11 protein-coding genes are annotated in these 11,593 nt (G+C 48.7%); 3 read left to right on the top strand and 8 right to left on the bottom strand.

Annotation, left to right across the window (positions count from 1 at the left end):
• Positions 1 to 210: 210 nt before the first annotated feature.
• Positions 211 to 1,737, bottom strand: a complete 1,527-nt coding sequence (locus tag L985_RS14340; protein ID WP_047392858.1) for an FAD-dependent oxidoreductase — start codon at positions 1,735 to 1,737, stop codon at positions 211 to 213.
• Between the two features lie 204 nt (positions 1,738 to 1,941).
• On the opposite strand from L985_RS14340, the gene L985_RS14345 reads away from it, so the two are divergent.
• A complete protein-coding gene (locus L985_RS14345; RefSeq protein WP_029342655.1) occupies positions 1,942 to 2,388 on the top strand; it encodes a hypothetical protein in 447 nt (148 codons plus the stop codon).
• 44 nt (positions 2,389 to 2,432) lie between these two features.
• Here the strand turns inward: L985_RS14345 and uhpT are convergent, their stop codons facing one another.
• From uhpT to L985_RS14380, 7 genes are all read right to left on the bottom strand, one after another.
• On the bottom strand, positions 2,433 to 3,842 hold the full coding sequence (uhpT, locus tag L985_RS14350) for a hexose-6-phosphate:phosphate antiporter (RefSeq protein WP_023469436.1): 1,410 nt from the start codon (positions 3,840 to 3,842) through the stop codon (positions 2,433 to 2,435).
• 35 nt (positions 3,843 to 3,877) lie between these two features.
• Entirely contained in the window at positions 3,878 to 4,867 is a 990-nt protein-coding gene (locus L985_RS14355) for an ABC transporter substrate-binding protein (protein ID WP_051656300.1), read from the bottom strand.
• Positions 4,864 to 5,640 (bottom strand): DUF3919 family protein, encoded by a 777-nt coding sequence (locus L985_RS14360; protein WP_047392854.1) that lies wholly within the window; start codon positions 5,638 to 5,640, stop codon positions 4,864 to 4,866. Before L985_RS14360 ends, L985_RS14355 begins: the two co-directional genes overlap by 4 nt.
• 95 nt (positions 5,641 to 5,735) lie before the next feature.
• A complete protein-coding gene (locus tag L985_RS14365; protein ID WP_047392850.1) occupies positions 5,736 to 7,121 on the bottom strand; it encodes a HAMP domain-containing sensor histidine kinase in 1,386 nt (461 codons plus the stop codon).
• Positions 7,118 to 7,789: a response regulator transcription factor gene (locus tag L985_RS14370; RefSeq protein WP_047392847.1), complete on the bottom strand. Its 672-nt coding sequence runs from the start codon at positions 7,787 to 7,789 to the stop codon at positions 7,118 to 7,120. Before L985_RS14370 ends, L985_RS14365 begins: the two co-directional genes overlap by 4 nt.
• Before the next feature lie 125 nt (positions 7,790 to 7,914).
• The gene (locus L985_RS14375; protein WP_047392843.1) at positions 7,915 to 8,820 is read right to left on the bottom strand and encodes a hypothetical protein; all 906 of its coding nucleotides are present in this window, start codon (positions 8,818 to 8,820) and stop codon (positions 7,915 to 7,917) included.
• Between the two features lie 18 nt (positions 8,821 to 8,838).
• Positions 8,839 to 10,056 (bottom strand): hypothetical protein, encoded by a 1,218-nt coding sequence (locus tag L985_RS14380; protein WP_029342661.1) that lies wholly within the window; start codon positions 10,054 to 10,056, stop codon positions 8,839 to 8,841.
• 114 nt (positions 10,057 to 10,170) lie between these two features.
• On the opposite strand from L985_RS14380, the gene L985_RS14385 reads away from it, so the two are divergent.
• Together L985_RS14385 and L985_RS14390 are read left to right on the top strand one after the other, a co-directional pair.
• Complete coding sequence (locus tag L985_RS14385; RefSeq protein WP_148662042.1) at positions 10,171 to 10,881, top strand: hypothetical protein; 711 nt, start codon at positions 10,171 to 10,173, stop codon at positions 10,879 to 10,881.
• Positions 10,878 to 11,561 (top strand): hypothetical protein, encoded by a 684-nt coding sequence (locus L985_RS14390; protein ID WP_047392838.1) that lies wholly within the window; start codon positions 10,878 to 10,880, stop codon positions 11,559 to 11,561. Before L985_RS14385 ends, L985_RS14390 begins: the two co-directional genes overlap by 4 nt.
• The last annotated feature ends 32 nt before the right edge of the window (positions 11,562 to 11,593 follow it).

Here is an 11,593-nt window from a genome sequence, read left to right on the forward strand (position 1 = left end):
CAGCGTTCACGACGCTAAGTAAAATAGTGAAACTAAATATGAAACCAGTGAGCAGTGGTCGTGACGGTGCCTCTACAACACGATTCAAAAGCGGCACTCTAATTGTTTAGCGCTAAAATATTTTTGTTACCAGGTAATTATATCACATATTATAAATCGACTCCGGATTATTTTTAAAATAAAAAAAAAAGCAGAGACAAGTGCCTCTGCTTAATCGATTGATTTGAGTGGGTTGACGGCTGGTCCTTCTAGTACCTCTCCTGTCGGACCAAATCGTGAACCATGACACGGACAATCCCATGACCGTTCTGCTTTATTCCATTTCGTATCGCATCCCATATGGGTACAAGTCGTCGAGACGAGATGAAGGTTCCCTTCCGGATCCCGGTATCCACCGACCGTCTTGCCATGATGGGTGATGAGTCCTCCTTCGTCCGGCTGTAACTCGTCAGCACGACGACTTGCTTTCGTCAGCTTCCCTTTGACGAGCTCGATCGCAACGTCCGCGTTGTTCTTGACGAACTGAGTCGCATCCTTCGTCTTTAGCTTCGAACGGTTCGGATCAAATAAATGACGAAAACGATTTGGTGTTCCCGTCAATAAATCGCTCAACAATAGTCCGGCTGCGATACCGTTCGTCATCCCCCACTTCGCGAATCCGGTCGCAACAAACACGTTCGGATCACCCGCTGTCATCTGTCCGATATAGGGAATCTTATCGAGCGTGATCAAGTCTTGCGCTGACCAGAATTGTTCGAACGACTCGACATGAAACTCACTTCTCGCAAAGTCAGCAAGATGCTCATACCGTTGCATCGTTTCTGTCTCGTGACCGGATAAATGATTCTCACCACCGAACAGACCAAGCAGACGACCGTCCTCTGTCCGCGCGTGACGCAAAGAACGACTCGGTTGATCAGCACTTATGAACATTCCGTCCGGAAACGTCTCGTCGACATGACCCGATACGATATACGAGCGATGGACTTCGAGTTTTGAAAAATACAAGCCTTTGAAGTCATGAAACGGAAAATGGGTCGCGATGACGACCTTCTTCGCCTCGATCCGGTGACCGTTCTCAAGGATGACAGTTGGCGTCCGGTTCGACTCGAGCGATACGGCACGTGTCTGTTCATACAACTTCCCACCTTGGTGGACGATTTGTTCCGCAAGACCTTGAAGATATTTCACAGGATGGAACTGCGCTTGATCGCGCAGGACGACCGCTCGTTTGACATCGTACGGCAACTTACTTCGGACTTCTTCCGTCGCCTCGCCACCGTTCAACCCTAAGCGTTCATAGGCACGGACTTCTCGTTCCATCGCTTGCTCTTTTGAGTTCTCAACGTAGAGATAGGCGTCTTGCCTTTCAAGTTCACAGCCAATATCGAGCCGTTCCACTTGATGACGTAAAAACGTGATTGCTTCTTCGTTCGCTTCATAATAGAGTCTTGCTGATTCCTCGCCGACGGTTCGGATCAGCGTGTCATAGATCAAACCGTGCTGTGAGGAAACTTTAGCCGTCGTATAACCCGTCGTGCCGGCAGCGACGTCGCCTGCTTCGATCACGGCGACGTCGTATCCCCGTTCCGTCAATTGCATCGCTGTGACAAGTCCAGCAATCCCAGCCCCGATGATGACGACATCATGCTTGGCATCTTGATTCAAAGCTGGATAGGAAGTAGCAGGGGCACTTTGTTTCCAATAAGATGATGGAAATCCAGATAAGTAAGGCATCAAAAAACTCCTTTCAAAAAATACAACAGATCGACATGCTTAATCGTTCCCTGAACGATACAAAAACATGCGTAAATCATATTGTTTTTAAAAAGAAGCTCTAATTCATAGGGATTAATTTACTTTAGTAAAAGATAATATGGAATAATTAGGTTATAATTCAGTTATACTAAGGTTAAGAATCATAAGAGAGGAGTTTACTTCATGAAACTGGGGCGCCATATAATTGAGACCTTTCGTCGTTTTACGCTTGCAACAAGTATTGATGAATACGACCTTGCAAGTGTGCTGACAAAGGAAATTCCAGAGCTGACAGATATCTGTGTCACGATTCGACCAACTCACCTTCACCTTCAAGCCTCCGTACCGTTGACACGTTATGGTCTAGAGCGCGACTTACCTGTCGAATTGACGCTCCAATTGCGGGCAGTCGATAAACGTACCATCACATTCGAAGTCTTTGACGTCTGTCCTCACGATACCGAATCCTTTAATGAAACCTACCTCATTCGTCCACCTTATCTGCGTTATGAAAACCGACTCTTGACTGTCGATTTCTCCTTCTATTTTCCTTTCCGTCATGCCCGTTACCGCTCGATTCGTCACGTTAAACTGGAAGAAGGTTTTCTGCTTGCTTATTTGTCTCATTAAAAAAGGGCACCCTCTCCTAAATAAGGCGAGGGTGCTCGTGTCTGTTACGAACTCAACTTATCCGCTTGACGCTCCAGCAGTCCGAGGCGACGAATCTTTTTCTCCTCGACGACAGCGACGATCGCAAGGGCGATCAAACCAAAGAGTAATGCTGCATTGAAGATGACAAACGTGTCGCTCCAGCCGTGTAACGTAACCGAACCAATTGTTAGACCGTTCGTTTCCGGATCAGCGATTTTCGCTAGACCGACTTTTGCGATTGAATCACCGAACAAGTAACCGAACGTACCGACCATCCCGTTCGTGACCGTCGTCGCTTGTTTTGGTGCGAAGCTGATGACCGAGACACCGATCAAGAGCTGTGGTCCGTAGATGAGCGCACCGAGTGCAAATAGTGACGCGTAAATCATAAGTTCACTCGTCCCGTAACGATAACCGAGGACCGCGACGGCCGTCAGTAAGAGACAGATCGCTGCGACGAGCGCCCGGCGTCCTTTCAGTAAATCGGACACGTAACCCCAAATCATACTGCCGCATAATGCGCCGATCTCAAAGAAGAAGATCGTATTGACAGCACTCTCCGTGCTGAAGTGCAAGTGTTCCGTGACGTAGAGCGGCGCCCAGTTATCAATCCCGATTCGGACGATGTAAACGAAGACGTTCGCGATACAGAGCGTCCAGATCCATGGGTTCGAGATGACGTACGTTTTGAAGATTTGCCATTTCGTCATACTTTCAGCAGCGATGTTTTCCGGTTCGATCGGTTCCTCGAAGATTTCTTCACTCCGATTCCACCCGAGTTCCTCCGGATCATCCTTCCCGATGAACAGACCGACGATTCCGATGACGAGCGCGATCGCAGCTGGGAAGATGAACATCCCGACGACACTTCCGTTGAAGAAGACGTTCGCTCCCCACAGTGCGAGACCACCGGCAATTGCTCCACCGATGTTGTGCGAGACGTTCCAGAAGCCGAGGTAGCGTCCACGTTTTTCAAACGGTGTCCAGCGGGCGATCGTCGAATACGACGACGGTCCCCCGACCGATTGGAAGAACCCACTGAGTCCCCATAAAACCATCAATAAACCGACCGGACTTCCGCCGGCACTCATCAAGAGTCCCATCGCGGTGACGATTAAGGACGAGAGAATCAATAAGAACGAGATGACGCGTTTCGTATTTTTCCCGTCAACGAAGTAGCCGAGCAATGTTTTCCCGATTCCGTATGTAATCGAGAAGGCGAAGCCGATATAACCGAGTTCCGTCGTCGTAAAACCTAGTTCCTCTTTCAAGAGCGGTTGCGCTGCCTTGAAGTTGTTTCGGATGAGATACATCGCCATATATGAGAAGAAGACGACTAAGAATGCCTTTAAGAATTGCTGTAACCATTGTTTCCGTTGTACTTCGATTGGTATGCCGGCATTCGGCAATTTTTTGATGCTGAAGAAGCCCATCTTCCATTTCCCCTATCTGAATCAGAGTCTTCGCATCATTTGTCCTGGAGCTGATTGAATCGACGGAGGTAGTCCCGGTAATCGGCGACGATGTCCTGCCCGACGTTCTGCTGGATCGGTTGTGTCTTCGCGATCGCATAGGTCGGCGTACCGAATGAGACCTTCCTCAGAATCGCCTGACCGTCCGCCGAGAGTACGAAACGCATGAAGGCATTCGCCTGCTTTTGTTGCGTCCGTCCTTTCAGCTTTGAGATCGCGTTGATCGAGTACGTATCGAGTGGGATGCTTTTGACCGGATAATACTTTTCGCGTAGCGATTGTTGATCCCCGATGAAATTGACCCCAAGCATCGCTTCCCCACTGGCGACGTACGACGTCGGTGCAAAACCGTTCGCCGTGAATAGTCGCGTTCGCTCGATTAGCTCGCGTAAGACACCTTCCGACTTCGTTCCGTATCCGTCAAAGATCGCTTGCAGGATCGTCGCACCGGTACCGGAATGGTTCGGATCCGGCAAAATTAACTCGTCCTGATACCGTTTCGCTGTCAAGTCAGCGAGCGTCTTCGGATACGGTGCCGCCCCGAATCGGTTGTTCCAGACGTCCGTATTGATGACGATTGCGAGGCGTTCGACTTCGTAGCCGATCCAGTAGCGATCCGGATCCTGTAGTTCCGCTTGATCCATGTCGCTCGGGAACGGTGTCGACAACCCGCGTTGCTTGAGCGTCTGGTGGGCATCCCACGTTCCACCGATGATGACGTCGGCGCGCGGATGATCCGCTTCCTTCGTCACACGCCGGACGAGTTCTTCCGTCGAGAGGCGGACGAACTCGTACGTACAGCCAGCTTGTTCACAATATGATGACAGCAAGGCGCGACCGATATCCTCTTTCGCAGAGACATACGCCGTCAAATGCGGAACGGTTTCCCGCGCAGCTGTTCCCTGCTTCGTCTGTTCATTGTTGCGGACGATCCAAATGCTCATGAGACAAATGATACTCAGCAAGAAGAGCATTCCTTTTCTCATCGATTTGCCTCCTTCCCGGTCGGCAGGAGTTGTCCTTTTAAATAGAAGGTGTTTCCATTGTCATCATCCATGTACTGGACGCTGAACAATGTCTCATACACGGTAATATTCATTAAGTTGGCACGCTTGTTCTGCTCATTCTTGAACCGCTGGAGCTTGAGAATGCGCGGCTGTCCCTGACTGGCATCGAGTGCTTGACCGACTTCTTCATAGTCCGTCATCGGCTCCGCTTGCGTCAGGCGACGCTTGACGTCTTCTCGCTCACGTGCAGTCAAAGAACGAGATCGTCCTGCTGCATACACGATCACGACTTCCGCCTCAGCGAACTGACGCGCGAGCTGCTCTGGTTCGTGATAGGCGTTCAAGAAGCGTGCTTTTAATGTCGTCGTCTGAGTGCTAGGACGTTGCGCGACACATTTTCCATTTAGCGTCATGCTTTCCCCGAGCGAGAACGTCCACGTCGTTCCGTTTAAGAAACGGAGCGTTCCGGTAAACGTCGCCGTGCCCGCCGGACAAGTCCCGTTTGTCACCGTCTTCATTTGCTTCAATAGCGTCGTGATGCGCTGGACTTCCGTTCCGTCTTCTACCGTCTGCTCCCCCCACGCCCGGTGACGTAACGTCAACTCGGTCGGGAGTGAGTCATCGGAAGCATTCAGTCGTTTCGGTCCATCGAGGACGTGTAAGCGTCCGAAGACCGTCTGCTGAAGCAAAAGAAGACCGAGGACAAACAAGATGCCCATCAGGAAGAGATAAGCGATGGTCGATGCTTTCATGATTCCTCTCCTTGCTTGATTCTTAGATTACGTGGCAATTGTTTCGTAAATCCGGTCGAATTGTTTCGTAAATGTATCATTTGTAAGCGATTACATCATGTCTGATTCGCTAATCGGAAGGTCAATGTGATACGTGTTCCGCTTACATCACTTTCAAGTGCAAAATCGCCACCTTGTTCCTGCATCAGACGCCGACAGAGCGGTAGACCGAGTCCATTCCCACTCGCCGTCGTCAGACTATGTTGCTCCTTCTCCCATTCGGCAAGCACTGCTGGATCAACGCCGATTCCGTCATCCGTCATGATGAGTTGAAGGGTCGTATCCGTACTGACGGTTGAAAACGTCACCGACATCGCGTCACTGTATTTGACGGCATTCTCAAGAAGGTTCAATAAGACTTGTTTCGTCTGATCCGGTTGCCCGAGCACGTAGATCGGCGGAACATCCTGTTCAACTTGAATTCCTTGTCCACCAAGACGCAATTGCATGATGAATAAGGCGTCTGCGAGCAAGGTGTCGAGCGCGAACATCGTCGACGTCACGTGGCGTTCGTTGCGTTGTTGTTTCGCCTGTTCGAGATTATGCGAGACGAGTCGTAACAAGCGCTGGCTCTCGACTTCGATGTAGTGATAACAGTGCGCCGCTTCATCCGGCGGCAGCTTGGGGATCAATTCGACATAGCCCATGATCGCCGTCATCGGTGTCCGGAGTTCATGGGTGATGTGATCGATGAACGTCTGTTGGTCGCTTCGTTGTTGTTCGAGCTGTCCAATGTTGTGCTGGATTGCGTCAGCAAGCGTCGAGAAGTCCGCCGCCAGTCGGTTCAACTCCTCATATGGATACGTCGGTAACGCGTGCGCATAGTGTCCTTTCGTCAAGGCGTGCGAGACGCTCCGTAAATCATCGATCGGCCCGATCAACGTCTTTGCCATCCGCCGCGCTGTCCAAACAGCAATCACGATCAAGATCAGAAATACGCCCGTGAAAACGTAGGTGAATTGCCGCAGCAGTTCGGCTTCCGTCCTCAGATCAACAAGAAAACGGACCGAGCCGATGACGTCCGTTTTGCCATACAGCGGACTCGAGAAGAACAGCACCGGAACATCGGTTTCTTTCAGAAAGAGATAACTCGACTTCCCTTTTAACGCTTGATCGATGTCTCCCGCGAGGAGCGGCAATTGATCGCGTTCCGAATCAGCGAGCAGTTCTGCGTTTGGTCCAAACAGTTGGACACGCGCATCGAATCGGTCTGCGAGATAGGAAGCGATCGGGACTGCCGTATCGGCGAGCGAGTCCGTCTCTTCACTTGCGAGGTAGTTCATCGTGTAGAGATCCGCTTCCCGACTTAGTTTTTGGACGGACTCGACGGCGTTCTCGTATAGGTTCGATTGGATGAAGGCATAGAGAATCAAGAAGAGGACGAGCAATGCCGGAACGAGGAGCAAGACGAAGTTTTCCGTGATGACTTGACGTAGCTTCATGCGTCGACCCACTTGTAGCCAACACCGTAAATCGTCTTGATCCGTTCGCCTTGTGCTCCGAGTTTCTTCCGTAAGCGCTGGACCATGATATCGACGGCGCGGGTCTGACCCGAGAAGTCAAAGCCCCAGACTTGTTCGAGCAGTTCATCTCGCTCGAAGACCCGTTTCGGATGCGTCAGGAAAAGTGCGAGCAATGCATACTCCCGGTATGTCAGTGGTAACGGGTGACCGTCGAGCCGAATGACTCGTTCTTCGGGATCAACAGATAAGAATGGATCACTTGCGACAGGTACCGGTGGCGCGACCGCCTTCGTGCGTTTCAATAGATTTTTGACACGCAAGACGAGCTCCGTTCCGTTAAACGGTTTGGTCATATAGTCATCCGCTCCGAGCTGCAGCCCGATGATTTTATCGTTCATCTGATCACGTGCTGTCAGCATCAAGATCGGTAAGTCAGGCGTCGTCTGTCGAAGTTTTGGAATCAATTCGAAACCGGTCGTATCCGGTAGCATCAAATCGAGGACGATCAAATCAAAGGTCTGTGTTGCCTGCAAGGCGAGTGCTGCTGCTCCATCGGCTGCCGTCTCGACCGTCTGACCATCAAGCTCGAGTTGCAGTTTGACGAGATGCCGGATGCTCGCCTCATCATCGATGACAAGAATATGCATAGGAATTCCTTCTTTCTAGGCAGGTTTTTCTGTCCCCTAGCGTATCATGAAATCGTTTGCAATCCCATAATAAGAGGAACAACGAAAAAAGCCAGTTCCTACAACAACTAGGAACTGGCTCGTACTTATTTCACTGTAAACTTCATCGTAATAGCATCACTATATGCGTCTGGTTCGAAGTGCCATTTTTCAACGCCAGTCTTAATCGCTTTAAATCCATATCCGTCGAGTTGTAACTTTCCTTCTCCTGAAGAAAATGCCCGATAGACGTATGGATTCGTATCCTTCGTCGATTTACGAACGATTCCGAAACGTTGCCCTTTTTTGAGTGTCATCGTTTTGCCACTCGTCAGATGCGTGCTACCGCCATAATAATCGAGCGTCATATAGTTAGAGACCTTCCCGGCAACAATCCGGTCATCCGCTCCTGTACCGACTCGATGCTTCAGTGTCTTTCCGTTGTAGGAGTAGACATCATGAACGATCGTCATCGAACCGACATAGAGTTTTTTATCTTTAATTAGCGCCCGACCGAACGGGTATGCTTCTTTTGATTCGAACATCTTTTTGATCATCTTACCATCCGTTGAACCAATCAGGATCGGCACGATGTAACCCCCGCTTCCACCAGATGGTCCGATGACAAGCTGTTCTTTTTTCGTATCGAGTAGTTTTCCTTTCGCCCGGACATCATAATAGTCTGTATCTCGATCTGTATACGTATAGATCGTTGTCCATTTTTTCTTCTTCGCGTCATACTTCTGAGCTTTACCGATGACATCATTCATATATGTGTTCGAGTTGAATCGTTCATACAACGTAAATGTCTCAGGATACTTGCCACCTAGTAGATAGACAGACCGGACATCGATCGGTTTATAACCACCTGATAGTTTACTTTTCTTTAACGCCGCGAGTTGACGATCAACGATCGTTTTTTCCGTCTTACTGAGTGCTGCTACCGAATCACTTGCTACTGGTAGTGTACTGATGATGAGACCAAGTGCTGTTGCTATAACTACTTTTTTCATTTGAATTCCTCCTTACAATTAATATGTCGTCGTATCGTTTTGACTGAAAGTTTTCAGTTCTTCCGAGTCGGTGATATACCAGCGCTCGTCATCCAGGTTGTACTTCAAATAATACTTGAAAGGTACGTCTTTTCCTGGGTTTTCTTCAGCAAGTGAACCGTCTTCTTCTTTTAAATAATCTCCATCATAATAACAAAGTGCTTCGACCGTCGCGGTCAGATTAGTCGCGACTTCACTGACAGTGATAGATGCTGGTGAATATTCGACTTCGTCCAAGTACCCTTCCCAATAGACGCCCCTTTTGTCCATGCTAGCGTAGTAGCCTTGTTGCTTATTCAAGTATGCAGATGATGTAAACAATGTGAACGCCGACGTATCTTTATCGATATACGCCTGCTCCCACTCTTTGGCATGTTGATACACTGTATCAACGATATCTTCTTTAACCGATTCTCGAACTTCCATGCCTCTACCTGTCGCTGAATCCGAGAGCGACTTCCGCTGATCGACGAGCCAGTCTTGACCTGACTTTACAAGACTTAGTTCCCAGACGATCGTGCTACCCTCGGGGCGTTCGTGCAGATACGGCTGATAGGACCGGGAGGAATAGTCGACCGTCGCTTTGACTGTCGCCTTATCTCCTTTGATCGTCATATCATTTTGAGGAATATCATTGACCGTCAGTACACCGTCAAAGATATAGCCACCTGTGACTAAATCATCCAAACTCTTTTGGAAGTTCTGGTTATATGTGTCTGTACTGACGGACAGTCCTTTGACACTTCGTTCTGTCAAAGCATCTTCAAGTTCCCGGAAAAAGAGCATTGAAATATCTTGGACGTCCTTATAATCCTGATTAGACAGTTCCTCCGAATCTGTTTTTTTCGTTGTATCCGTCGATTCTGATTTTTCCTGACTTGCCTTCTCTTCTTCCCCAATGACGAACGAAGCGTCCTGATTCTTCTGTTCGACCGCCTGAGGCGTCTTTTCCTGATTTAAAAAGAAATACGTTCCGCCTCCTGCAGCGAGCAACAGAACGAGCGCTCCAATCCCAATCGTTCGTTTATTTCGTTTGTTCTTTTGTTTCTTTTCGTATTTTATGACGACGTACGCTCGCTCGATTTCCGTCCGTTCTTCGGAGTCCTCCGGATGTGCTTCAAGCTTTTCCGAGTATGCTTGTTCCAGTTCTTTCATCGATGAGGTACGCGATATTCCTAGGCGTTCGTATGGATCCATGATTTCCTCTCCTTTTATTCAAAAAATTGTTATTTTTATATTTATTTTACATTATAATGACGAAGATAAGAAAGGAGTGCTTTTATGTCACATTGTTCAAATTGCCAGACTCCGATGAATGATCAGATGATCTTTTGTCCAGTTTGTGGTCAAAAAAATAGTCACACGCAATCCCGTTCCTCCAAAAAAGCGTGGTTCATCGGATTGCTGATTCTGTTGCTTTGCATCGGTGGAGGTGCCTTCGGTTATTTGAAATATCAAGCTGCACAACCATTGTTTCAGACGAGTGAGCTGACTCATGACGCAGCAGATGTCGATCAAGTCTTGCCGCAAGGCTTCTCAGCGACGAGGTTAGCTGACGACGAACTCGAGGAGTACCTCACTTTTGAATCAGCATCACCCGATTCCCTGTACCGCTTTCTCAGTACCTATGCCAAGCGTCTTCCTTCGATTGAGAACGAAGGTGGCGATGACTGGCAGTATTATGATTCGTCAATGGACGAATACATATCGTATGCGGACTTATTTTATGGAGACGATGATTTGACGGAAGATGAACGCGTACATTTCGGCGATCGCCTTGCCTTTTCAGAAGAATATCCGACGAGTTACGTTGCCTTACAAGACATGACGTTCGATGCCGTCAAAGTCATCGATAAAAATCACTTCCATGTCGAGACGACGGAAACATACGACCGACACGATTTCGAGATGGAGAACCAGCCCTCGCATCGTGCCATCGTCGAATATGAGATCACGTTCCAAGACGATCGATATAGCATTACTTCGATCAAACGAACTTTCAAGAAGGAGACTACATCATGATGACACGTGTACTTCCTCTCCTCTTCATAGCCGTCGTATTAAGTGGCTGTAGTAACGATTCAGCAGATCTCTACTTGAAGCAAAGTGCTCAAAGTACAATGGCTGGAGATCTTTTCGATGAACAACAATGGCGTGAGAAGGCGCGTACGGAAGGTACGACGGACAAACGGCTCATCGCACTGACGCAACAACAGGAAGCTTTTCGTGACCTTGAAGCCGCCTTGTTCATGAATCAGACGACAGATGCCCTTCGCTACGCAGAACGGGTCATGAACCAGACGTTCGGTGACAAAGCACTCGCGAACGAGGCGGCTCGTTATCACCGGACACTCGGTAAAGTCGAAAAAGCGTTCAATGATTTAGCCGGTAGCTATGCGTACTCGACAAGTGATCAAGGCGAATATGAGCAAGATTATACGGATGCGACGATCGATGTCGTGACACGTCCGAATCGCGAGGCAACACTGACGATTCATGACGCCCGTGATTATGAAGGACAACCGCTCGATGACTATACGTACAGCGGACGTTTCAATTCCGACAACACCTTGATGCTCTACTTTCACGAGTCATCTTTAGAAATCAGGTTTAATGAAGACGGGAGTCTGACATTCCGTGCTTCTGGTATCGAAAAAGACTCTTACATTGAATTTGAACAAACAACTAAACAATCCTTATGATAAAACGCTTGTCTTCGCAAAAGGAGACAAGC

Source organism: Exiguobacterium sp. ZWU0009, assembly GCF_000798935.2.
In the GTDB taxonomy this organism is placed as follows: Bacteria; Bacillota; Bacilli; order Exiguobacteriales; family Exiguobacteriaceae; genus Exiguobacterium_A; species Exiguobacterium_A acetylicum.